The organism is Amycolatopsis sp. NPDC004747 (assembly GCF_053601335.1).
On the sequence record NZ_JBSGBQ010000019.1, the window covers coordinates 99,558 to 122,693 of the forward strand.

Annotated in this window: 20 protein-coding genes; 10 read left to right on the forward strand and 10 right to left on the reverse strand. The window is 71.4% G+C overall.

Annotation, left to right across the window (positions count from 1 at the left end; all coding sequences use genetic code 11):
* Positions 1-161: 161 nt before the first annotated feature.
* The 3 genes from ACWEGE_RS28920 to ACWEGE_RS28930 all read right to left on the reverse strand — a co-directional run bounded on the left by ACWEGE_RS28920 (position 162) and on the right by ACWEGE_RS28930 (position 3,406).
* Positions 162-1,193 (reverse strand): sigma-70 family RNA polymerase sigma factor, encoded by a 1,032-nt coding sequence (locus ACWEGE_RS28920; RefSeq protein WP_449663593.1) that lies wholly within the window; start codon positions 1,191-1,193, stop codon positions 162-164.
* A 288-nt stretch (positions 1,194-1,481) separates the two neighbouring features.
* Positions 1,482-1,907: a D-aminoacyl-tRNA deacylase gene (gene dtd, locus ACWEGE_RS28925; protein WP_449663594.1), complete on the reverse strand. Its 426-nt coding sequence runs from the start codon at positions 1,905-1,907 to the stop codon at positions 1,482-1,484.
* Positions 1,904-3,406: a DUF7782 domain-containing protein gene (locus ACWEGE_RS28930; RefSeq protein WP_449663595.1), complete on the reverse strand. Its 1,503-nt coding sequence runs from the start codon at positions 3,404-3,406 to the stop codon at positions 1,904-1,906. Before ACWEGE_RS28930 ends, dtd begins: the two co-directional genes overlap by 4 nt.
* A 28-nt stretch (positions 3,407-3,434) precedes the next feature.
* On the opposite strand from ACWEGE_RS28930, the gene ACWEGE_RS28935 reads away from it, so the two are divergent.
* The gene (locus ACWEGE_RS28935) at positions 3,435-4,700 is read left to right on the forward strand and encodes an amidohydrolase (protein ID WP_449663596.1); all 1,266 of its coding nucleotides are present in this window, start codon (positions 3,435-3,437) and stop codon (positions 4,698-4,700) included.
* 17 nt (positions 4,701-4,717) lie between these two features.
* Positions 4,718-5,053, forward strand: a complete 336-nt coding sequence (locus tag ACWEGE_RS28940) for a DUF3099 domain-containing protein (protein ID WP_449663652.1) — start codon at positions 4,718-4,720, stop codon at positions 5,051-5,053.
* Here ACWEGE_RS28940 and ACWEGE_RS28945 read toward each other — a convergent pair.
* Genes ACWEGE_RS28945 through ACWEGE_RS28960 form a run of 4 tightly spaced genes read right to left on the reverse strand, consistent with a single transcriptional unit; the run spans position 5,050 to position 8,236 of the window.
* Positions 5,050-5,922: a carbohydrate kinase family protein gene (locus ACWEGE_RS28945; RefSeq protein WP_449663597.1), complete on the reverse strand. Its 873-nt coding sequence runs from the start codon at positions 5,920-5,922 to the stop codon at positions 5,050-5,052. The genes ACWEGE_RS28940 and ACWEGE_RS28945 overlap by 4 nt on opposite strands.
* On the reverse strand, positions 5,919-6,824 hold the full coding sequence (locus ACWEGE_RS28950; protein ID WP_449663598.1) for a pseudouridine-5'-phosphate glycosidase: 906 nt from the start codon (positions 6,822-6,824) through the stop codon (positions 5,919-5,921). The genes ACWEGE_RS28945 and ACWEGE_RS28950 overlap by 4 nt, the downstream gene beginning before the upstream one ends.
* A gap of 9 nt (positions 6,825-6,833) precedes the next feature.
* On the reverse strand, positions 6,834-7,451 hold the full coding sequence (locus ACWEGE_RS28955) for an HD domain-containing protein (protein ID WP_449663599.1): 618 nt from the start codon (positions 7,449-7,451) through the stop codon (positions 6,834-6,836).
* Positions 7,451-8,236, reverse strand: a complete 786-nt coding sequence (locus tag ACWEGE_RS28960; RefSeq protein ID WP_449663600.1) for a sporulation protein — start codon at positions 8,234-8,236, stop codon at positions 7,451-7,453. The genes ACWEGE_RS28955 and ACWEGE_RS28960 overlap by 1 nt, the downstream gene beginning before the upstream one ends.
* 58 nt (positions 8,237-8,294) lie before the next feature.
* On the opposite strand from ACWEGE_RS28960, the gene ACWEGE_RS28965 reads away from it, so the two are divergent.
* Both ACWEGE_RS28965 and ACWEGE_RS28970 read left to right on the forward strand, forming a co-directional pair.
* Positions 8,295-8,537 carry a DUF3039 domain-containing protein gene (locus ACWEGE_RS28965; RefSeq protein ID WP_449663601.1) on the forward strand — a complete coding sequence of 81 codons (243 nt, stop codon included), beginning with the start codon at positions 8,295-8,297 and terminating at the stop codon, positions 8,535-8,537.
* Between the two features lie 209 nt (positions 8,538-8,746).
* The gene (locus ACWEGE_RS28970; protein ID WP_449663602.1) at positions 8,747-9,583 is read left to right on the forward strand and encodes a hypothetical protein; all 837 of its coding nucleotides are present in this window, start codon (positions 8,747-8,749) and stop codon (positions 9,581-9,583) included.
* Between the two features lie 138 nt (positions 9,584-9,721).
* Here the strand turns inward: ACWEGE_RS28970 and ACWEGE_RS28975 are convergent, their stop codons facing one another.
* Together ACWEGE_RS28975 and ACWEGE_RS28980 are read right to left on the reverse strand one after the other, a co-directional pair.
* Positions 9,722-12,853: an efflux RND transporter permease subunit gene (locus ACWEGE_RS28975; protein ID WP_449663603.1), complete on the reverse strand. Its 3,132-nt coding sequence runs from the start codon at positions 12,851-12,853 to the stop codon at positions 9,722-9,724.
* An 88-nt stretch (positions 12,854-12,941) separates the two neighbouring features.
* Positions 12,942-14,093, reverse strand: a complete 1,152-nt coding sequence (locus ACWEGE_RS28980; protein WP_449663604.1) for a YihY/virulence factor BrkB family protein — start codon at positions 14,091-14,093, stop codon at positions 12,942-12,944.
* 213 nt (positions 14,094-14,306) lie between these two features.
* Between ACWEGE_RS28980 and ACWEGE_RS28985 the strand changes: the two genes are divergently transcribed.
* The 5 genes from ACWEGE_RS28985 to ACWEGE_RS29005 all read left to right on the forward strand — a co-directional run bounded on the left by ACWEGE_RS28985 (position 14,307) and on the right by ACWEGE_RS29005 (position 21,306).
* Entirely contained in the window at positions 14,307-16,043 is a 1,737-nt protein-coding gene (locus tag ACWEGE_RS28985; RefSeq protein WP_449663605.1) for a DEAD/DEAH box helicase, read from the forward strand.
* Positions 16,044-16,625: 582 nt separating this feature from the next.
* The gene (locus tag ACWEGE_RS28990) at positions 16,626-17,765 is read left to right on the forward strand and encodes a substrate-binding domain-containing protein (protein WP_449663606.1); all 1,140 of its coding nucleotides are present in this window, start codon (positions 16,626-16,628) and stop codon (positions 17,763-17,765) included.
* A 90-nt stretch (positions 17,766-17,855) separates the two neighbouring features.
* On the forward strand, positions 17,856-18,629 hold the full coding sequence (locus ACWEGE_RS28995; RefSeq protein WP_004561026.1) for an ATP-binding cassette domain-containing protein: 774 nt from the start codon (positions 17,856-17,858) through the stop codon (positions 18,627-18,629).
* Between the two features lie 20 nt (positions 18,630-18,649).
* The gene (locus ACWEGE_RS29000) at positions 18,650-20,113 is read left to right on the forward strand and encodes a sugar ABC transporter permease (RefSeq protein ID WP_449663607.1); all 1,464 of its coding nucleotides are present in this window, start codon (positions 18,650-18,652) and stop codon (positions 20,111-20,113) included.
* Positions 20,114-20,124: 11 nt separating this feature from the next.
* Positions 20,125-21,306, forward strand: coding sequence for an ROK family protein (locus tag ACWEGE_RS29005; RefSeq protein WP_449663608.1), 1,182 nt, complete (start codon positions 20,125-20,127; stop codon positions 21,304-21,306).
* A gap of 128 nt (positions 21,307-21,434) precedes the next feature.
* On the opposite strand, the gene ACWEGE_RS29010 is transcribed toward ACWEGE_RS29005, so the two are convergent.
* Entirely contained in the window at positions 21,435-21,614 is a 180-nt protein-coding gene (locus ACWEGE_RS29010) for a DUF7455 domain-containing protein (protein ID WP_004561029.1), read from the reverse strand.
* A 341-nt stretch (positions 21,615-21,955) separates the two neighbouring features.
* On the opposite strand from ACWEGE_RS29010, the gene ACWEGE_RS29015 reads away from it, so the two are divergent.
* Complete coding sequence (locus ACWEGE_RS29015; protein ID WP_449663609.1) at positions 21,956-22,747, forward strand: EamA family transporter; 792 nt, start codon at positions 21,956-21,958, stop codon at positions 22,745-22,747.
* Positions 22,748-23,136: the final 389 nt, after the last annotated feature.

Genomic DNA, 23,136 nt, shown 5'->3' on the forward strand with positions numbered 1-23,136 from the left:
GCGCCGAACGGGTGCTGCCGGAGGGTTGCTACCCAGGCGCGTGAACGGTGAAACCCCGTTTTCGTGGAAAAATCTCCGTTCGCGCCGAACGCCTGGTCAGCGGGTTGCGGGAACGCAGAAAAGGGCGGGTGCACGAGGCACCCGCCCTTCTGTGAAACGGATCAGCTGGCGTACGCGCGGAGCCGGTCGGCCCGCTCTCCCTGGCGCAGCTTCGACATGACCTCGCGCTCGATCTGGCGGACGCGCTCGCGGGACAGCCCGAAGTGCTTGCCGATCTGGTCGAGCGTGCGCGGCTGGCCGTCGTCGAGGCCGTAGCGCAGGCGGATCACGTGCTGCTCGCGGTCGTCCAGCGTCGCCAGGACGCGGCGCAGGTCGTCCTGCAGCAGGCCCGAGATCACGGCGCTCTCCGCGTCCGTGGCCTCGGAGTCCTCGATGAAGTCGCCCAGCGGGGCGTCCTCCTCGGTGCCGACCGGCATGTCCAGGCTTACCGGGTCACGCGAGTGGTCGAGCAGGTCCGAGATCTTGTGCGCCGGGATGCCCGACTCGGCCGCCAGCTCCTCGTGCGTCGCGTCGCGGCCGAGCTGCTGGTGCAGGTCGCGCTTGATGCGGGCCAGCTTGTTCACCTGTTCCACCAGGTGGACCGGCAGCCGGATGGTGCGGCCCTGGTCCGCCATGCCCCGGGTGATCGCCTGCCGGATCCACCAGGTGGCGTACGTCGAGAACTTGAACCCCTTGGAGTAGTCGAACTTCTCCACCGCGCGGATCAGACCCAGGTTCCCCTCCTGGATCAGGTCGAGCAGCGGCATCCCCCGGCCGGTGTAGCGCTTGGCGAGCGAGACCACCAGGCGGAGGTTCGCTTCCAGCAGGTGGTTCTTCGCCACGTGGCCGTCGCGGACCAGCGCGGCCAGCTCGGTGCGGCGCTTGGCCGTGAGCTCCTCGGCGGTGTCCAGCATGTGCTGGGCGAACACGCCGGCTTCGATGCGCTTCGCCAGCTCGACCTCGTCGGCCGCGGAGAGCAGGGCCGTCTTGCCGATGCCGTTGAGGTAGACGCGCACGAGGTCGGCGGCGGGGCTCTGGGCGTCGAGGTCGGCGTCGGTGAGCGCCCCCACGCCCATCGACGGCTCCTCGGTCGTCTGAGCCGGGATGCGCTCGCGAATCCCGCGCGACTCGCGTTCGAGAGTCTGGACTGACATTCTGCCTCCCCGGTCACGGGCTGAACGTGCTGCTGCGGTCGTCCACCGGGTGCGTACCCGCGGACCGGGGCCTGTGGATCCCGGTACGCCGGTCCGGCCGGCTTGGCTGGACATCTGGCACAACGCTCCGGGTTCCCAAAACGTTCCCGGCTCGTCATAGAAGAAGACGGCTGCGGGAGCGATCCGGTTGCTGAATCAAGGCTGAGCTTTTCCTGAGAACGTTCCGTGACCGGGGAACCTGAGAATTCCATATGAATCGGGTCAAGAAGTGAACCACTCCGAAGTGGTCTAGACCTCTACGAGAACCGTGAACGGGCCGTCGTTCACGCTCGACACCGCCATCATCGCGCCGAACTTGCCCGTCGCCACGGTGGCGCCGCGGCCGCGCAGCTCGGCCACGACGGCGTCCACCAACGGCTCGGCGACCTCCGGCCGGGCCGCCTGGGTCCACGACGGCCGCCGCCCTTTCTTCGTGTCGCCGTAGAGCGTGAACTGGCTCACCACGAGCAGCGGCGCATTCGCCGTGGCGCATGATTCCTCGTCGCGCAGCACCCGCAGTTCGTGCAGTTTGCGAGCCATCACGGCGGCCTTCGCCGCGTCGTCGTCGACGTGAATTCCCAGCAGCACAAGCAAACCCGGCTCGTTGATCGCGCCGACGACCTCGCCGCCGACCGTCACGTCCGCCCGCGTGACGCGGGCCGCGACCGCCCTCACCGGCCCGCCGGGACGAGCATCCCGTGCCGGACGAGCTCCCGGACGACGGGCAGCGCCGCGGCCGCCAGCTCTTCGGCCGCCAGCCCTTGAGCGGCCGCGAGCAGCTCGATCAGGTCCTCCAGCGGCAGCGCGCCGCGGCAGCCCGCGAGCAACCTCGTGGCCAGGTCGTCGACTTCGTGCTGCCAACCCGGCCCGTCGGTGCGGTGCAGCCGCCGGACGGTCGTCGCCCAGCCTTCGTCGCCGGGTTCTTCGACGCTCTCGAGCAAAACCGTGTCGGGCACCACAAAACGGACATTCAGCAATGAATCCCCCGACTCGCGCAGCCATTCCACGCGGTCCAGCCAGCCCGCCGCCTCCGGGCCCAGCGGGTCGTCGTAGGCCTGCCGCAGGTCCTCGCACACGACGGTCGGCGTCCGCCCGGCCGCGCGCCGCAGCGTGACGAACCCGAAGCCGATGCCCCGGACGTCGTTGGCGGCGAACCAGTCGAGCCATGCCGCCGCCTTCGCCCGGCCCTCGGGCGAGCGCGGGTCGAGGCCCGCGTCCCGCAGCCACGTGCCGACGTACAGCGCCGGATCGGCGACGTCGCGCTGCACGAACCAGGCGTCGGTCTCGGCGGGCAGCCAGCGGCTCACCCGGTCGGCCCAGTCCTCGCCGGAGGTGTGCAGCCAGGACGCGAGCAGGTGGCCGGTGCCGCCGTCGTTCAGGAAGCCGGGCAGCTGCCGCACGACCAGCGCGCTCGCGTCGTCGCCGGCCAGCCCGGAATCGCGGTAGGTGTAGTCGACCCGCGCCGGGCCGACCACGAACGGGGGATTGCAGACGACCTGGTCGAACTTCCGCCGCGCGACCGGCGCGAACCACTCGCCCCGGACGAGCTCGACGTCCAGTTCGTTCAGCCGGAAGGTCGCCGCGGCCAGTGCGAGGGCGCGCGAGGAGACGTCGGTGGCGGTGACGCGCTCGGCGTGCCGGGTCGCGTGCAGTGCCTGGACGCCGTTGCCGGTGCCCAGGTCGAGCAGGGTGCCGACCGGGCGGCGGCTGGTCGCGCGGATCAGCGACAGCGACGCGTGGCCGACGCCGAGCACGTGGTCCTCGGGCACGGTGTGGCCCAGCAGGTCGGCGTCGAGGTCGGCGACCACCCACCAGGAACCCTCGTCGTCGCCGTGCGGCCGGATGTCCAGCGCGGCCCGGTAGCCGCCGTCGACGGCCCACAGCACGCCGGCGGCAACGGCGTCTTCGGGGGAAAGGGGCGCGAAGGCGGCCTTGACGGCGGTTTCCGGCTCGGTGCCGCCCAGCAGGAACAGCCGGATCAGCGTGCCGAGGTCACCCGCGTCGCGGCTCGCTCGTTCGGCGGGCACCGGCTCGCCGCGGCCGAGCGCCGCGTGCGCGGCCCCGCCGAGGGCCGCCACCACGCCGTCGGCGTCGTAGGAGGTGCGCCGGAAGGCTTCGCGCAGCCGCGCGCAGACGTCGTCGGACAGGTCGGGCAATCCACTTCGCGTGCTCACGGTGGGTAATGCTGCCACGATGGCCCCTGTGACCCCTGAACGCGTCCTCGCCCCGCTCGACGCGGCGCTGCCCGAACTCGAAGCGCTGTACATCGACCTCCACCGGCACCCGGAGCTCTCCTTCGCCGAAACCCGGACGGCGGCGGAGCTGGCCCGGCGGCTCGAAGGCGACGGCTACGAGGTGCACACCGGCATCGCCGGCACCGGCGTGCTGGGCGTGCTGCGCAACGGCGAGGGGCCCACGGTGCTGCTGCGGGCCGACATCGACGCGCTGCCGGTCGAGGAGAAGACCGGCCTGTCGTACGCCAGCACCGCCCGCGGCACCGACGAGCACGGCACCGACGTCCCGGTGATGCACGCCTGCGGGCACGACATGCACGCCACCTGGCTCTCCGGCGCCGCCGCGCTGCTCGCGAAGGGCCGCGACACCTGGGCCGGCACGCTGCTGGTGGTGTTCCAGCCGGGGGAGGAGAGCGCGGGCGGCGCGGCGGCGATGGTCCGCGACGGCCTGTTCGACATCGCGGGCCGGCCCGACGTCGTGTTCGGCCAGCACCTGGTGCCCGGCCCGGCCGGCTGGGTGCTCACCCGCCCCGGCGTGATCATGGCCGCCACCGACACGCTGCGCGTCACCCTGCACGGCCGCGGCGGGCACGGCTCGCGCCCGGAGACCACCGTCGACCCGGCCGTGCTGGCCGCGTCGGTGGTGCTCAAGCTGCAGACGATCGTGTCGCGCGAGATCGCCGCCACGGACTCCGCCGTGGTCACCGTCGGTTCGCTGCACGTGGGCACCGCGAGCAACGTGATCGCCGACGACGCCGTGCTCGAGGTCAACGTCCGGTCCTTCGACCAGGCCGTGCGCGAGCGGGTGCTGGCCGCGGTCGAGCGGATCGTGCACGGCGAGGCCGCCACGGCCGGCGCGCCGAAACCGCCCGAAATCGAGCGGTCCGGCTCCTACCCGATCACCGAGAACGACGAGGCCGCCAACGAAGCCCTCACCGAGGTCTTCCGCGGCCGCTTCGGCGCCGACGTCGTGCTGCCGGCACCGCTGGTCACCGGCAGTGAGGACTTCAGCGAGTTCGGCCGCGCGGCGGGCGTGCCGTCGGTGTTCTGGCTGGTCGGCGGCTTCGACCCGCAGACGGTGATCACGGCGATGACCGAGGGCCGGTTCGAGCGCGACATCCCGTCCAACCACTCGCCCCGGTTCGCCCCGGTCCTGCACCCGACCCTGAGCACCGGGATCGAGACCCTCGTGCTGGCGGCACTGAGCAAGTTGCGTCACCCAGGTGTCGGATGAACCGCGCAAGTGGGACGATGGACGGCGGAGGTGGTGCAGTGACCATGCCCGCCAAGGACTCGCCCCCGGTGCTCATCACCGGGGCGGCCCGGTCGTACGAAGAGCAGCTCGCCGCGCGCAAGCGCAAGTACGTGATCATGATGGCCTGCCGGATCCCGTGCTTGATCCTCGCCGGGCTGACCTACCACACCTGGTGGCTGGCGCTCGGGTTCCTCGCGATCTCCGTGCCGCTGCCGTGGATCGCCGTGCTGATCGCCAACGACCGCCCGCCCCGCAAGTCCGAGAAGGTGAACACCTACCAGCGCGAGGCGAAGGCGATCGAAAGCACCAGCCACCGGGTGATCGACGGCTAGCCGGGCTGCGGGCCCACCTTCCCGACGGCCAGCGCGCCCAGCCGGGTCCCGTGCCGCAGGACGTCCACAGTGGACTCCCCGGCCAGCCAGCCGGTGAGCACGCCGGCGTCGAAGGCGTCACCCGCCCCGGTCGAGTCGAGGCACTCCGCCTCGACCGCCGGCACGCTCGTGACGCCGCCCGCGTCGACCCAGCTGGCCCCGTCGAGCCCGGCGGTGACGACCACCGCGCCGACCGTGCCGAGCAGTTCCTTCGCCGACGCCGGGTCGGCCGAGCCGGTCAGCGCGACCAGCTCCTCGGTGTTCGGCATCAGCAGGTCGACCCCGCGGACGTCGGCCAGGAACGCGGCCGGGTCGGTGATGTGCGCGGCGGCCTGCGGGTCGACCGACGTGGTCAACCCCGCCTCGCGAGCCGCGGCCAGCGCGGCGAGCCCGGCCGCGCGCGACGGCGGGTCCAGCAGCACGTACCCGGACAGGTGCAGGTGGCTCGCCCCGACCAGTGCCTCGGGGGTGACGTCCTCGGGCGCGAACCGCTGGTTCGCCCCGCGGTCGGCCAGCATGCTGCGCTGCCCCGAGCCGTCGACCATGACGACGACGCAGCAGGTCGGCGCCTCGGCGTCGACGGCGAACGCGCACCGCACGCCCGCCGCTTCCAGCTCGGCCCGGATGAGCCGGCCGCCCGGGTCGTCGCCGATCCGGGCGACCAGCGTCGTCTCCGCGCCCAGGTGCCGCAGCCACAGCGCCGTGTTGGCGCCCGAGCCGCCGCCGGTGAACCGGATCTTCGCGCGGGCGTCGCCGCCGTGCGGCAGCGGCTTGTCGTGCCGGGCGATCACGTCGAGCGCCGCGTCGCCGACCACCACGATCCCGCTCATGCCAGCGCCACCGCGACCTCGGTCGCCAGCTTGGCGTTGTTGAGCACCAGCGCCTCGTTCGCGTCGATGCTCACGCCGCCGCTGGCGGTGTGGAAGTGCTCCAGCAGCACCGGGGTGACGTCGGCGCCGTGCACGCCCTGCTCTTCGACGAGCGCCAGGCCCTCGGCGAGCAGCCGGTCGTGCAGCTCCCGGTCCATTTCGGACGCTTCGGGGATCGGGTTCGCCAGCAGGACACCGGAATCCGCGTACGCCCGGTGCGCGCCGATCACGGCGGCGGCCTGCTTCGGGTCGTCGACCCGCCAGCCGACCTGGTGACCCGACGAGCGCAGGTAGAACGCCGGGAAGTCGCCGGTGCGGTAGCCCAGCACCGGCACCGAGTTCGTCTCCAGCACCTCGAGGGTGGCCGGGATGTCGAGGACCGACTTCACGCCGGAGCAGACGACGACGGTCGGCACCTTCGCCAGCACGCCGAGGTCCGCCGAGACGTCCCACGACTGCGCGGCCCCGACGTGCACGCCGCCGAGCCCGCCGGTGGCGAACATCCCGATCCCGGCCGCGGCGGCCAGCACCGACGTGCTCGCCACGGTCGTCGCGCCCGACCGGCCTAGGCCGACGGCCGGGCCGAGGTCGCGCAGCGAAAGCTTGTCGAGGCCGGCGTCCGGCGCGCAGACGCGCTCGAGCTCGGCGGGGGAGAGGCCGACGACGACCCGCCCGTCGAGCACCGCGATCGTGGCCGGGACGGCGCCGCCGTCGCGGACCACGCCTTCGAGACGGCGGGCGACGTCGAGGTTGCGGCCCGGCGGGAGGCCGTGGGACAGGATGGTGCTCTCCAGCGCGACGACGGGGTGCCCGTCACGCAGCGCCGAGGCGACCTCTTCGTGCAGCGAGAGTGCGGTAGTCACGAGGGACCATCATCGGTGATCGCCCCGCGCCCGGCGCCAGTGGGTCAGCTCCGCGGTCAGGTTCTTTTCGGCGGCGCTCGCCCAGCGTGTCCGCGCGGTTCCGCTGCGGTAGAGCTCGCGCGCGAGCATGCGTTCCAGGACTTCGATGCGGCCTGCGCGCCAAACGTCGTCGGGGTACTTCGCGTACTCCTCGCGCACCCCGCGGGCGTACCCCGCGTACTGCTCTTCGGATGCTCCGAGGATGGCCAGGTCGGCGTCGAGGAGGGCGGTGGCCAGGAGGTCGTCCGGCGGGGCGTCGTGCCCGATCGTGGCGAGGATCAGGCCTTCGACGCGCTCGACGTGCGCTTCGGCCACCCCGCTCAGGGCTTCTCGGGCCCAGGCAGCGCTGGCTCGTTCGTCTTCGCCGGGCTTCGCGTCGTACACGACGTCGTGCGTCCAAGCCGCGACGGCGACGATCGCGCGGTCGGTGTCGTCCAGGCCTTCGGCCAGCCAGGCGGAGTCGCGCGCGACGGCGGCCGCGTGGGCGAGCGTGTGGTAGCGGCGGTGGGGCTCGGCGTACCGGGCTTCGAGCCGCGGCCAGGCGCCGGGTCCGCCGCCGAGTTCGCCGATCGCCTCGGACCACTCCATCAGTCGAAGATGCCGCGCGGCCGGGCGACCTGGTCGAGCCAGGCTTCGAGCTGCTTCTCCCAGTCGACGTCCGGCTTCACGGTGAACATGCCGAGGAAGTCCTGGCCGCGGCCGCCGAAGCCGCCGGTCTTGCTGACGCGGACCCGCTTGGTGACCTCGAGCACGACGTCGGTGCGCTCGGCCGAGGTCAGGAAGGTGACCGCGACCTGGGAGAAGATGGTCGCGAAGCGCGGCGAAGGGGTGAAGCGGATCTCCTGGAAGAACGGCAGCTGCTGCCGGGCGCCGTCGACCCGGCCCGGTTCGAGAACCGCCTCGCGGAAGGTGAAGCCGAGCCGGCTCAGCGCGTCCAGGATCCGCTTCTGCGCCGGGAGCGGTTCGACCGCGACGGCGTCGGCGTCGAACGGGTCGCTGACCGCGGCGGCCAGGTCGAGCTCGGCCCGGACGCCGACGGCCGTGCCGGCAAGCGGCTTGGCGTAGACGCTGGTCACGGGCGTTTCCCAGGGCAGGGGCAGCTCGAACGGCACGCGGATCTGCTGCCCGGCCCGGATGGTCTCGCCGCCCACCAGCTGCTGGGTGCCGAAGGGGAGGTCTTCGGTCCGGCCGTCGGCCACCCGGACGCGGGCCAGCAGTGTCACCGCGAGCCCGTTGATCTCCTGGTCGACCTCGCCGCCGAGCAGCAGGACCTCGCCGTGGAGCGGGCGGCCGGGGGCGGTGGTCCGGTCGAGGAGGCGGGCGTCGATCCGCGCCCCGCCCGAGCCGAACGTCGCGAGCACCTTCTGGAACATGCCGGGGATCCTGCCAGGCCGGAGACCTTTCGCGGGGGGACTCGGGCACAATGGTCGGGTGAGCACCGAGACGCTGACGAAGCCGGAAACCACGCCCGAGGGCACGGACACCACCGACGACGACTCTCCGAAGATGTTCCACTACGTGAAGAAGAACAAGATCGCCGAGAGCGCGGTCATGGGCAACCACGTGGTGGCGCTGTGCGGCGAGGTCTTCCCGGTGACGAAGTCGCCGAAGCCCGGGTCGCCGGTGTGCCCGGCCTGCAAGGAGATCTTCGACGGCCTCCGCCCGGGCGACTGAGCCCGGCCCCGAAGCCCGGCGGGTGAGCCCGCCGGGGCTTTCGGCTGTCCTGAACCGGCGCTGTCCTGAACCGGCGTCCTGAATCGGCGCTGTCCGGAACCGGACAAGTCGTCGAACAAACGTGAAAAACCTTCATTCGGCGGGTGTGCCGGGTGCGGGAGTCCTGGTAAATCCTGCGAGCCAGGTTCCCTCACCCACCGGAGTCGCACATGCGCAGAACCGGGATCGTGCTCACCCTCGCCGCCCTGCTCGCCGTGGTCTCGCCCGCGCTGGCCCAGGCCGTCACCGGCTGGACGGAGGTCGGCTCCGACAACGCCCGGGCCCTCGACGAGAGCCAGGGCCTCGCGACGATCGTGCGCCCGTCGGGCACCACCATCCGCTACACCGGGATCGGCACCATCCCGGCCGACCTGAACTCCCAGGGCTGGAACCACGTCGGCGACCCGGGCTCGGCCCAGGGCTGGTACGTCGAGCCCTACCAGCGTGACGACCGCGGCGCGAAGCTGTTCCGCGTCCAGGCCCCGGACGGCTCGTGGGCCAACTACAAGCACAACCTCGAGTCGTGGGAAGCGAACAACAACTCCTTCGCCGCGGTGTCGCCCGACGCGCGCTGGCTGGTGGCGGGGGAGTGGGGCACCATGGACCGGCTCCTGGTGCATCCGATGCCCGGCGTGGTGGCCAAGGACCCGGCGCAGAACCTCCCGTACGCCTCGGCGATCCGCCTCGACCACCCGGTCCGCGACGTCCAGGGCTGCGACTTCCAGACCGCGACCCGCCTGCTCTGCGCGTCCGACGACCCGGAGGGCAGCCTCTTCGGCACGACCAAGCCCCTGCTCCAGGTCGACCTGGCCGGCCCGCTGTCCGGCGCCGACGTCACCGCCCACGTCACCTCGCTGGGCCAGCTCCCGCTCCGCAGCGGCTGTTCGGGTTCGTTCGAGGTCGAGGGCATCGACTTCGACGAGCGCGACAACACCCTCCGCGTGGTGGTCATGGCCCCGAGCATCTGCATCCTCTGGGACAGCAAGACCTACCGCTTCCGCCAGTGAGCGGGACCGGGCATCACACGTGACTGCAGGGGCATCACCCGTGATTGAGGAGGCATCACGCGTGATTGGCGGGGCATCACTCCGATGCCCGTTCAATCACGCGTGATGCCCCTCTGATCACGGGTGATGCCCCTCCGGTCACGCGAGTTCGGGGTTCAGGGACTCCGATTCGGGGGCCTGGGCGGGGGTTCGGCGGGCTTCGCGGCGGGCCTTCCGGCGTTCCTTGCGGGTCTCGACCATCGTGTAGAGGGTCGGGACCAGGACCAGGGTCAGCAGGGTGGAGCTGACCAGGCCGCCGATCACCACGATGGCGAGGGGCTGGCCGATGAACCCGCCCTGGCCGGTGATCCCCAGTGCCATCGGGACCAGCGCGAAGATGGTCGCCGCCGCGGTCATCAGGATCGGCCGCAGCCGGCGCCTGCCGCCTTCGGTGACGGCGTCGGCGACGCTCATCCCCTCCGCCCGGTACTGGTTGATCAGGTCGATCAGCACGATCGCGTTGGTCACCACGATGCCGACCAGCATCAGCATGCCGATCAGCGCCGGCAGGCCGAGCGCGGTGCCGGTGGCCAGCAGCAGCCCGATCGCACCGGTCGCCGCGAACGGGATCGACACGAGCAGGATCAGCGGCTGGATCAGGCTCCGGAACGTCGCCACCATGATCAGGAACACGATCGCGATGGCCGCCAGCAGCGCCAGGAACAGGTTCGAGAACGCCTCCTGCTGGTCCTGGCTGACGCCGCCGAGCGAGTACGCCGCCCCGCCGGTGAACGTCAATCCCTCCAGTTTGGACTTGATGTCCGCGGTGGTCTTGGTCAGGTCGTCGCCGGTGTTCTTCGCGGTCACCGTGGTGCTCAGGTCGCCGCCGGTGCGGTGCACCGACGCCGGACCGTCCACAGTGGACACGCGAGCCACCTCGTCGAGCCGGACGACGCCGGCCGGGCCCGGGATCGGCAGCCCGCGAACCTGGTCCACCGTGACCGGCGCGGTGCCGGCGCGCAGGACGATGTCCGTGCGCTGGCCGCCGACCGGCAGCTGCGTCACCGTGCGCCCGGCGATCGCCTGGTTGGCGATCTGCCCGATGGTGCTCGCCGACAGCCCGCGCGCGGCGGCCGCGGCGTCGTCCACCTCGACCTGCACCCGCGGCGAGCCGACGCTCAGGTCGCTGGACACCTCGGTCAGCCCGGACACCCCGCGCAGCGCCTGCACCACCTGGTCGGACGCCGGCTTCAGCGCGGCCTCCGACGGCGCGGTCACGGTCACCGACACCTGGTCGGAGTTGAACCCGGACGCGTCCGCACCGATCTTGACCTCGCCCAGCTCGGGCCGCGACGTCAGCTTGGACCGCAGCCGGTCCGACAGCGCGTCGAGGTCGGTGTCCTTGGCGACGGTGACCGAGATGCTCGTGTTGGTCCCGCCGCCGAAGCCGAACGCCCCGCCGCCGCCGATGCTCACCTGGTAGGTCTGCACCGCGGGCTCGGCCGCGAGGGCCTGCTCGACGGCGGTGGCCGCCTTCTCCTTCGCCTCGACGCTGGTGCCGGCGGGCAGCTTCTGCGTCATGTTCAGCGTGGTGCCGCCGGACTGGTCGAGGAAGTTCGTGTTGAGCCGCGTCGCGAGCCCCACCGTGCCCGCGAAGATCAGCAGGGCCAGCAGGACGACGGTCAGCCGCCGCCGCGTCGCGAACCGGATCACCGGCAGGTAGGCGCGCTGCAGGAAGCTGCGGCGCTCCTTCTCGACGGCCGCTTCGCGTGCCCGTTCGGCCTCGACGGCGTCCGCCGGGACCTCGGGCCGCTTCAGGAACCAGTACGCCAGCACGGGAACCACGGTCAGCGAAACGAGCAGCGACGCCAGCAGCGCGACCGTCACGGTGATCGCGAAGGGCGAGAACAGCTCGCCGACGAACCCGCCGACGAACGCGATCGGCAGGAACACCGCGACCGTCGTCAGCGTGGACGACGTCACCGCGCCGGCCACCTCGCGGACGCCGTCGAGCACCGCGCGCTGCTTCTCCTCGCCGTAGGCGAGATGCCGTTTGATGTTCTCCAGCACCACGATCGAGTCGTCCACCACCCGGCCGATCGCGATGGTCAGCGCGCCGAGGGTGAGCAGGTTGAGCGAGAGGTCCCCGGTCCACAGCGCCAGCAGCGCGACGACCACCGACAGCGGGATCGACACCGCGGTCACCAGCGTGGAGCGCACCGACAGCAGGAACAGCAGGATGACGACGACGGCGAAGGCCAGCCCCAGCAGGCCTTCGGTGGTCAGGCCGCTGATCGCGTCCTTCACCGGGGTGCCCTGGTCGAACACGACGCTCATCTCGGCGCCGGTCTTCTTCGCCAGGTCCGGCAGCTTGTCCCGGACCGCCTGGGAGATCGCGACGGCGTTCCCGTTGTCCACCATGGTGATCGAGAGGCCGAGGCTGGGCTTGCCGTTGGTGCGCGTGATCGACGTCGGGGGCGCGAACCCGGCCTGGACGTCGGCGACGTCGCCCAGCTTCACCGGACCCCTGGCCGAGGCGCCTGCCCGCGTGGCCGGCGTCAGGTACAGGGCGCGGAGACTGTCCACAGTGGTCTGGCCGCCGCCGACCTGCACCGACAGCGTCTTGCCGTTCTCGGTGAGCGTGCCGGCCGGCACCGCGGCCCCCGCCGTCTGCAGCGTGGTGGCGATCGACGCCGGGTCGACACCGGCCGCGGCGAGCTTCGCGTAGTCGAGCGTGATCGTGACGCGCGGCTGCTGCACACCGGTGACGGTCACCGTGCGGACGCCGTCGATCTTCCGCAGCTCCGGCGCGACCTGGTCGGTCAGCGCGGGCGCGAGCGCCTGCGGGTCCCCGGTGGTGCCCGCGGCGACCAGCACGACCGGCAGGTCGTCGGTGCTGCCCGCGGACACCGCGGGCTCGGAGTTCTGCGGCAGCCGCGGCCGGACCTGGTTGACCACCTGCTGGATCTGCGAGACGGCGGCGTCGATGTCCGTGCCGAACTCGAACCGCGCGACGACCCGCGAAACGCCGTCCGACGACGTCGACGTGATCTGCTCCAGGCCCTTCAGGCCCTGGAGCCCGCCTTCGAGCGGCTCGGAGACCTGCCGGTCGACCGCGTCCGGCGACGCGCCGGGGTACGCGGTGACGATCTGGGCCTGCGGGAACTGCAGCGACGGGAAGAGCTGCTGTTTGAGCTGCGGCAGCGCGAAGGCGCCGAAGCCGACGACCACCAGCGCGAGCAGGCCGATCAGGCTCCGGTTGCGCAGGCTCAGTCTGGCCAGCACGGACATGGCTTGGAAACCCCCTCGGGAATGACGCGGCGACCGACGCCTGCGTCAGTGACGGGGGAAGCGTCCCATGTCCGACCTGAGGAGCGACTCAGCCTGGGGGTGGATTCCGGGTCGTCCCTTCGGTGGACCCGCGACCCTGAGCTGCGCTGGGTGCCGGTTCCGGCGCGCTGGGTGACGGCGTGTCCTCTTCGGACGGCTCGGGCTCGCTGCCGTTGGGGGAGCCGTCCTCGGCGCGGGGCCGCCGCAGCGGCGTCGTCGTGCGGTCCCACAGCCTGCGGCCCTCTTCCGAGCGCAGCCGCTCCGAGGCGCGCTCCATCTCCAGCCGCCGCCACTTGCGCCGCTGCCGCCGCGTCGCCTTCGCCGGCCACAGCTCCTGGATCGCGCTGTTGAAGTACGCGCCGCCGACCACGGCCAGCCCGATGAAGAACATCAGCAGCAGGAACGCGATCGGCGCGGCCAGCGCGCCGTAGGTGTAGCCGGTCTTGGTGATCCAGTTCAGGTAGACGCGCAGGCCGACCGAGGACAGCAGGAACACGACCATGGCGAGCACCGCGCCCGGCAGCCCGCGGTGCCACGGCAGCTTCCGCGGCAGCGCGAGCTTGTACAACGTGGTCAGCGCGAGGGTGATCATCACGCCGAGGGTCGGGAAGTAGAGCGCGCTCACCCAGGACGTCACGGTCGGGCGCCAGGCAGCCGGGAAGAACTCCGGCAGCAGGTCCGGGCCGATCGCCAGCAGCGGCAGCCCGACGACCAGGATCACCAGGCCGCACAGGTAGAGCAGGAGCGCGAAGATCCGCTGCCAGACGTCGTTGCGGACGCCGTACTGGTCGTGCGCGACGGTGATGGCGTCCACGAACGACGACATCGCCGACGAACCCGCCCACAGCGAGATGAGGAAGCCCACCGAGACGATCTCGCCCTTGCCGACGGTGAGGATGCTGTTCACGGTCGGCTCGATGATGTCCTGGACGGCGTTCGTGCTGAAGACCGTCCGGCAGAAGCCGATGATCCGGTCGTGCACGGCCGTGACGACGCCGGCGCCGAACCACTCGCCGACGAAGCCCAGCGCGCCCAGGAGGCCGAGCAGCAGCGGCGGCAGCGACAGCGTCTGCCAGAAGGCCGCCTCGGCGGCCTCGGAGAAGATGTTGCCTTCCCAGGCCTTGGCGAACGTGCGCGTGACGAGCCGCCACGGCCCCTTGCGGGCCACCTTCGTCGCTGCGGACGGCTCCACCTCATCCATGACGTGTCCAGCATGGTCCATCGCCGCTGATTTGGCTCGTCACACCCCCTGCCGCCGGGCGTGTCGGCGGACGTCACCCGTGCCGGTGCCCGGAACTGTCGGACCCGGCCGGTAGACTCGCTCCAGTGCCCTCACCGAAGCCGCCGATACCGAAGTCGGTGCCACAGTGAGGGTTTTCGCACGTCACAGGCATGAGCGAGGGGGAGGACCGGCATGACGGAGACGCAGCTCGGGGCGCCTCCCGCGGAGAAGGACTCGACCGCGCGCCCGCTGCGGGCGTGGCAGCGGCGGGCGCTCACGAAGTACCTGACGCAGAAGCCGAAGGACTTCCTCGCGGTGGCGACGCCCGGCGCCGGCAAGACCGTGTTCGGCCTGCGGATCGCCGCCGAACTGCTGAGCGACCGCACGGTCGAGGCGATCACCATCGTCACGCCGACCGAGCACCTCAAGCACCAGTGGGCGGCCTCGGCCGCGGCGGCCGGCATCGCCATCGACTCGAACTTCCGCAACGGCACCGGCGTCACCTCGTCGGACTACAACGGCGTCGCGCTGACGTATGCGCAGGTGGCGGCGCACCCGACGCTGCACCGGGTGCGCACGGAGAACCGCAAGACGCTGGTGATCCTCGACGAGATCCACCACGGCGGCGACGCGAAGAGCTGGGGCGACGCGATCCGCGAGGCCTTCACCCCGGCGGTCCGGCGCCTGTCGCTGACCGGGACGCCGTTCCGCTCCGACGACTCGGCCATCCCGTTCGTGACCTACGAGCCGGACGCGGGCGGCTTCCAGCGCAGCAAGGCCGACCACGCGTACGGCTACGCGGACGCGCTGGCCGACGGCGTGGTCCGGCCGGTCGTCTTCCTGGCCTACTCGGGGGAGGCCTCCTGGCGCACCAGCGCGGGCGAGGAGTTCACCGCCCGGCTCGGCGAGCCGCTGACGGCGGAGCAGAACGCCCGGGCGTGGCGCACGGCGCTCGACCCGGCGGGCGAGTGGATCCCGGCGGTGCTGCAGGCCGCCGACACGCGGCTGTCGCAGGTCCGCCAGAGCGTGCCGGACGCGGGCGGCCTGGTGATCGCGACCGACCAGGAGTCGGCGCGGGCGTACGCGAAGATCCTGGAGCGCCTCTCGGGGGAGACCCCGACGCTGGTGCTCTCGGACGACCCGAAGGCCTCGGGGCGGATCAAGGAGTTCTCCGAGACGAACGAGCGCTGGATCGTGGCGGTCCGGATGGTCTCCGAAGGCGTCGACGTCCCGCGCCTGGCGGTGGGCGTGTACGCGACGAGCGCCTCGACCCCGCTGTTCTTCGCCCAGGCGATCGGCCGGTACGTGCGGGCGCGCAAGAAGGGCGAGACGGCGAGCGTGTTCCTGCCGTCGGTGCCGGTGCTGCTGGAGCTGGCCAGCGAGCTGGAGGCCCAGCGCGACCACGTGCTCGGCAAGCCGCACCGGGAGAAGGAAGGCTGGGAGGACGAGCTCCTCGCCCAGGCCAACCGCACCGAGGACGAGCCGGGCGAGGAGGAGAAGGCGTTCACCTCGCTGGGCGCCTCGGCCGAGCTCGACCAGGTCATCTACGACGGCAACTCGTTCGGCACCGCGGTGTTCTCGGGCTCGGACGAGGAGCAGGAGTACCTGGGGCTGCCGGGGCTCCTCGAGCCGGACCAGGTCCGGGCGCTGCTGCGGAAACGGCAGGAAGAGCAGATCGCGGACGAGAAGCGCCGCAAGCCGGCCAAGGAGGAAGCGGCGCCGCCGACGGCCCGCCCGCAGTCGGTGAGCGAGCGGCTCGGTGCGCTGCGCAAGGAGCTGAACGCCCTGGTGGGGATGTACCACCACCGCACGAAGAAGCCGCACGGGGCGATCCACAACGAGCTGCGGCGGGTCTGCGGCGGCCCGGTGACCGCGATGGCGACCGTCGAGCAGCTCGAGGAGCGGATCGTGACGCTGCGGTCCTGGTAGCCCGGCTTCAAGCGCCCCAAGGCCACATTGGGGCGCTGGGGGTCGGCGGCCCGGGTTCTGTCGCCCGGGAGGCTGAAGTTCCGGCGATCACCGTCCGTTCCCGGAACGGCCGGATCACCGCACCGCCAGGCTTGTGACGCAGCGTGTCGCTCTGTCACCCACGGGCCGCCCGTTCGTCTCCCGTGCCGTGGCCCGCCGGGCACCATCCGCCCCGAACTTCGCAAGTCGGCGACCAATCGCGCCGCCGGGTCGTGGGTTCGCCACGGGTTGCGCTCGGTGTACACGACCGGCCTAACATCACGGCTCGATGAAACATCGATGTAACTTACCGTGAGTGCTGGCGATCACATCGTCAGCGGATCTACTCTTTCCGGGCGAGGTTCAGCCCGTGTTGCCGAACCGTGTCCAATTGGTGTCATTTAATCGATCCAGCTATCTTCCCCGCAGCCGCTCAGCGGCATATGTTGTCGCCCACAACATATGCGCGACGGTGCGCCGGGCCTCCCGGATCACCGCCTCGCTGGCCCGAAGCACACGCCGACGGCCGCTCGTCACCAATGCTTGGATCCGGAAGGAACGAGGATGCGCAGCAGAACCCTTACCCTCCTCGCCGCCACGGTGAGCGTCGGCCTGGTGCTGACCGCCTGCGGCAACAACAGTTCGAACAGCGGGGGCACGGGAAGCAACACCGCTTCCTCGTCGGCCCCGGCCGCCGGTGGCGGCGCCAGCGGCAAGGTCGGCGTCATCCTGCCGGAGACCGCCAGCTCGGCCCGCTGGGAAGCCTTCGACAAGCCGATGCTGCAGGCCGCCCTCGCGGCGCAGGGCTTCGACGCCGACGTCCAGAACGCCCAGGGCGACGCCCAGAAGTTCTCGACCCTCGCCGACGGCTTCATCAGCTCCGGCGTCAAGGTCCTGATCATCGCCCCCTCCGACCCGGCCGTCGGTGCCGCGGTCGAGGCCAAGGCGAAGACCGCGGGCATCCCGGTCATCAACTACGACCGCCCGAGCCTCGGCGGCAGCGCCGAGTACTACGTCTCGTTCGACAACGAGAAGGTCGGCCAGCTCCAGGGCCAGGCCATGGCCGACGCGCTGAAGGACAAGCAGGGCGCGGGTGTCGTCCAGATCGAGGGCGCCCCGACCGACAACAACGCCACGCTGTTCACCAACGGCCAGGACTCCGTCCTCGAGCCGCTGTTCTCCTCCGGCAAGCTCAAGCGGATCCAGAAGCAGCCGATCAACGACTGGGACAACCAGCTCGGCGGCACGACGTTCGAGCAGATCTTCCAGGCCAACGGCGGCAAGGTCGACGGCGTCGTCGCGGCGAACGACGGCCTGGCCGGCGCGGTGATCACCATCCTCAAGAAGAACGGCCTGAACGGCAAGATCCCGGTCACCGGCCAGGACGCCACCGCCGACGGCCTGATGGCGGTCATGCGCGGCGAGCAGTACATGACCGTGTTCAAGCCGATCAAGGAAGAGGCCGAGGCGAGCGCCAAGCTGGCGGCCGCGCTGGCCAAGGGTGACAAGGCCGCGGCCGACGCCATCGCCACCGGCAAGCTGCACGACCCGAAGAACAACCGCGACATCAAGTCGGTGCTGCTCACGCCGACCACGATCCTGGCGAAGGACATCAAGACCGTCGTGACCCAGGGCTACGTGAAGGCGACCGAGATCTGCGGTGGCGACCTCGCCGCCAAGTGCAGCTCGCTCGGCATCTCCTGAGCCTCCGCACCACCCCTTGAACAGCCGGGCCGGGACGCGCACCCCGACGGCGCGTCCCGGCCCGGTCCCCACCCAGGAGAAAGCCCATCCATGAGTGAGCCCATTCTCGAGATCAAGGGCCTGAACAAGAGTTTCGGGCCGGTCCACGTCCTCCACGACGTGGACTTCGACGTGCGTGCGGGCGAAGTGACCGCACTGGTCGGCGACAACGGTGCCGGCAAGTCGACGCTCGTCAAGTGCATCGCCGGCATCCACCCGTACGACTCGGGGGCCGTGCGGTTCAACGGGCAGGACGCCCACATCCGCGGCCCGAAGGACGCGGCCGAGCTCGGCATCGAGGTCGTCTACCAGGACCTCGCGCTCGCCGACAACCTCGACATCGTCCAGAACATGTTCCTCGGCCGCGAGCGCGGCAGTTCGTGGAAGCTCGACGAAGCGAGCATGGAGAAGGCCGCCCGCGAGACGCTGGCCTCCCTGTCGGTCCGGACCGTGAAGTCGGTCCGCACGCCGGTCTCCTCACTGTCCGGTGGCCAGCGGCAGACCGTCGCCATCGCGAAGTCGGTGCTGTGGAACAGCAAGGTCGTCGTGCTCGACGAGCCGACCGCGGCCCTCGGTGTCGCGCAGACCCGGCAGGTGCTCGACCTGGTCCGCCGGCTGGCCGAGCAGGGCCTGGGGGTCGTGCTGATCAGCCACAACATGGCCGACGTGTTCGAGGTCGCCGACCGCATCGCCGTGCTCTACCTCGGCCGGCTCGTCGCCGAGGTGCACACGAAGGACGTCACCCACGGCCAGGTCGTGGAACTGATCACCGCCGGTCGCTCCGGTGACCTCGGCCTGGCCCGGCCCGAAGCCGTGGTCCTGTGAGCGGGAAGAAAGAACCGGAAATGACTGAAACCCCTGCCAAGCACGAGGTCGGCACCCCCGCCGACGCGCTCGCGCAGACCCAGGCCCCCACCGGGGCGATCTCCGACTTCGGCATCGACACGACATCGATGTCAACCGGCGAAGCGATCCGCGACTACTTCGCCCGCCTGCGGGCCGGCGAGCTCGGCGCGCTGCCGTCGCTGTTCGGCCTGCTCGTGCTGGTCGTCCTGTTCAGCGCGCTGTCGGACAACTTCTTCACGCTGGCCAACATCGCCAACGTGTTCCCGCAGGGCGCGGGCGTCATCATCATCGCGATGGGCATCGTGTTCGTGCTGCTGCTCGGCGAGATCGACCTCGCCGCCGGTGTCGCGTCCGGCACCGCCGCGTCGGTGATGGCCCTGCACTACGTGCACGCCGGGAACCTGCTGGGCTCCCTGGGGACCGGCGTGTTCGTCACGTTCATCGCCGTCCTCGCCGTGGCCATGCTGCTGTCGGCCTACCAGCGGATCTGGGCCGGTGCCGCGCTTTCGCTGATCGGCCTGCTGATCGTCGCGATCGGCGTCCCGGCCAACGCGTGGCTCGAGATCCTGCTGGCCATCTGCGTCGGCACCGCGATCGGCTGCATCACCGGCTTCCTCGTGTCGAAGATCGGCATGCCGTCCTTCGTCGTGACGCTGGCGCTGTTCATCGTGTGGCAGGGCGTCCTGCTGCAGTTCATCGGTGAAGGCGGCACGATCGGCATCAGCAACTCGGACGTCCTGTACAAGATCGCCAACGGCAACCTGAACATCGTCGGCAGCTGGATCTTCTTCCTCGTCGCGGCCGGCGGGTTCGCGGTGGTCACGCTGGTCAGCCACTTCAAGCGGCTCCAGCGCGGCCTGGTCGTCCAGCCGACCGCGCTGGTGCTGGTCAAGGTCGGCGCGCTCGTCGTGCTGTCGGCGGTGGGGACCTGGCTGCTGACGATCGACCGCTCGCCGAACAAGACGGTCGTGACGATCCAGGGTGTCCCGTACGTCATCCCGATCATGCTGGCGCTGCTGGTGGCCGGCACCTACGTGCTCAACCGGACCAAGTACGGCCGGTACGTCTACGCGGTCGGCGGCAACAAGGAAGCCGCCCGCCGCGCCGGTATCGACGTGCCGAAGATCCGCGCGAGCGTGTTCGTCATCGGCTCGGCGGTCGCGGCCATCGGCGGCATCGTCGCCGCGTCGAAGGTCGGTTCGGTCAGCCCGCAGTCCGGTGGCCTGAACACGCTGCTGTTCGCGGTCGGTTCGGCCGTCATCGGCGGCACGTCGCTGTTCGGCGGCAAGGGCCGGGTCTCCGACGCCGTGGTCGGCGGGCTCGTGATCGCCGTCGTGATCAACGGCCTGGGCCTGCTCAAGCAGCCGGCCGCGGTGGTCAACATCATCACCGGTCTGGTCCTGCTCCTCGCCGCCACGGTCGACGCGCTGTCCCGGCGCCGCGCGGCTGCGTCGGCGCGCTGAACCAGCATGGGATGATCAAGCCCGTGACCAGCTCGCCCGTTGCTCGACCGGACGAGGTGCGCCGGCACAACCGCACGACCCTGCTCCGCCTGCTGCACGTCGGCGGGCCGAGCACCCGGGCGACCCTGGCCGCGGAGCTGGGGCTCAACCGGAGCACGATCAAGACCCTCGTCGACGGGCTCGCCGAAGCCGGCGTCGTCGAGGAGAAGGTGCCGAGGCCGGGACGAGGGGCGGGCCGCCCCTCGCTCCTGGTCCTGCCCCAGCCGCACGCGGCGGTCGTGCTCGCGGTCGACCTGCAGGTCGAGCACGTCGCGATCGCCCTGGTCGGGCTCGGCGGGCAGATCCTGGGCCGCAACAGCTGGAACCTGCGCGGCCGGATGGGGCAGCCCGCCGAGGTGATCACCCACATCATCGAGTCGACGGCCATCCTGGCCGGCGACCTCGACGTGACCCCGGTGGCGGCCGGGGTGTCGGTGCCCGGCGTCGTCCGGCGCGCGGACGGGCACGTGCACGAAGCCCCCAACCTGCGCTGGACCGACGTCGCGCTCGGCGAACGGCTCGGCGGGGTGCTGCAGATCCCGATCCTGGTCGGCAACGACGCCGAGTTCGGCGCGGTCGCCGAGCACCTGCGCGGGGCGGCCCGCGGCGCGTCCGACGTGGTGTACATCTCGGCGGACGTCGGGGTCGGCGGCGGTGTCATCGCCGAGGGCTCGGCGCTGCGCGGCGGCTCGGGCTACGTCGGCGAGATCGGGCACATGGTCATCCGCCCGGACGGGCGGCCCTGCTACTGCGGCAGCAGCGGCTGCTGGGAGACCGAGGTCGGCGAAGCGGCGCTGTGCCGGGCGCTCGGGCTGGCCGAGGACACCCCGCGCGGGGCGATCCTGTTCGAGCTGCGCGAGCTGGGCCGCGACCCGGAGGCGGCGATGACGCGGCTCTCGGAGTTCGCGGAATGGCTGACGCTGGGGCTGATCAACGTCGTCAACCTGCTGGGGCCGCAGCTGGTGATCCTGGGCGACCTGCTGACGGTGCTGCCCGAGGCGGTGCTGCGGCACGTCGAGGCCGAGGTGCGGCAGCGCAGCCTGGTGAGCCGGGCGGTCGGCGGCACGCGGATCGTCAGCTCGGCGCTGGGGGCCGACGGGAGGCTGCTCGGCGCCGCGGAGGTGGCGTTCGAAGTGGTCCTGGATTCTGTCTGATTTTCTGTCTGCTTTCGTGTCCGGAATCACTGCAGTTGATGGCCATACCGTGATTTCCGCCACGCAATGTGCAAGTTGCAGAAAGGCGGCCGGTGCCTGTGCGCACCGGCCGCCTTTCTTCGTCTGTGTTACCGCTGGATGTCGGCGGACAGTTCCTTGAGCTTGGCCTCGTGCTCGCGGGCGTGGTGCCCGCAGAAGAGCAGTTCGCCACCCGTGCTGAGGATGGCTCGTACCTGAGCTGCTGCTCCGCACCGGTCACAGCGGTCGGCGGCGGTCAGTTCGGGGCGGGTGAGCGTCGGCGATGTCATGGGGGTCTCCCTCCGTCCCGGCACCGGTCGCCCGGTGCCATCGATCCAGCTACGCCCACTTCGGCACTGATGCCGGTGGCGGCGATCGCCTCCGGCTCCGCGTGTTCGTGCTTCCACTGTTCCAGACGTTTCGCGGCTCGCAAGTGTTCCCGCGCCGGTGGGACCTGAGTCACGTCGATTTACCCCGGATGCCGTAGCGCCGTCCCGCATTCCAGGAGACGATTACCCGGAGAGTTACGTTTTCCGTGGTCAGGCACCATGGGGCGGTGCGTTCGGTGACTTCCCCACGACGGCTTTCCGCCGTCCCCGCCCCGCTCTTGTTCGTTCTCAGCGGAATTTCGATGTACGCCGGAGCGGCGGTCGCGGTCGACCTTTTCGGCCACGCGACCCCGGCGGGCGTGGCCTGGCTCCGCTGCCTCGGCGCGGCGGTGGTCCTGCTGGCCTGGCGCCGGCCGGGGCCCGCGGCGTGGCGGGGCCGGCGGTTGCTGCTGGCGATCGTGTTCGGCGTGGTGACGGCGGGCATGAACGTGCTGTTCTACGAGGCGATCGCCAGGCTGCCCCTGGGCACGGCGGTGGCGGTGGAGTTCGCGGGCCCGGTGGTGGTGGCGGCCCTGGGGTCCCGGACGGTGCGCGACGTGTTCGCGCTGCTCCTGGTGGCGGCGGGGGTGGTGGCGATCGCGGACGTCCGCCTCGGAGGCAGCTTCTGGGGCGTGGTGTTCGCCCTGGGGGCGGCGCTGGCCTGGGCGGGGTACATCCTGCTGGGCAAGCGGGTGGCGGTGGGTGGTGACGGCATCGACAGCCTGGCGATCGGCTTCTTCGCGGGGACGGTGGTGCTGTCACCGTTGGCGCTCGGGACGGGTGCGGTGTGGTCGTCGCCACGGTTGCTGCTGCTCGGGGTCGGGGTGGGGGTGCTGTCGACGGTGGTGCCGTATGCGCTGGACCAGGTGGTGCTGCGGCGGGTGGGCCAGGCGCGGTTCGCGACACTGCTGGCGCTGCTTCCGGTGACGGCGGGGGTGATGGGGTTCGTGGTGCTGGGGCAGGTGCCTTCGCTGCCCGAGGCGGTGGGGACGCTGGCGGTGGTGGCTGGGGTGGCGATGCGGGGCCGGGATGGGGCTGGGGAGCCGCCTGGGTGAGGGTGGTTCGGGCGGTGGGTGGGCGGCTGTCCGGCGGCGCGGCGGCCCGACGGACCGCGGACCGGCGGTTCGGCGGGGTGACGGCGGCCCGGCGGCCTGGCGGCCTGGCGGCCCGACGGACCGGCGGTTCGGCGGTTCGGCGGTTCGGCGGGGTGAGGTTGGGCCGGCGGTTCGGCGGCCCGGCGGCGCGGCGGCGCGGCGGACTGGCTGGGTGAGGGTGGTCCGGGCGTCTGGGCCGGGCGCCTGGCCGGCGGCGGAGGTTGTGCGGGGTGGGTTGCCCACAAGCCGCTGGAGGTGTGGATAACCAGCGTTCGGCGGGCGATTTCGGGCCGTTTCCGTCGGTCGGCGCCGATAGGCTGAAGTCGGGCGGATCCCCCAGGGAGGGTGGG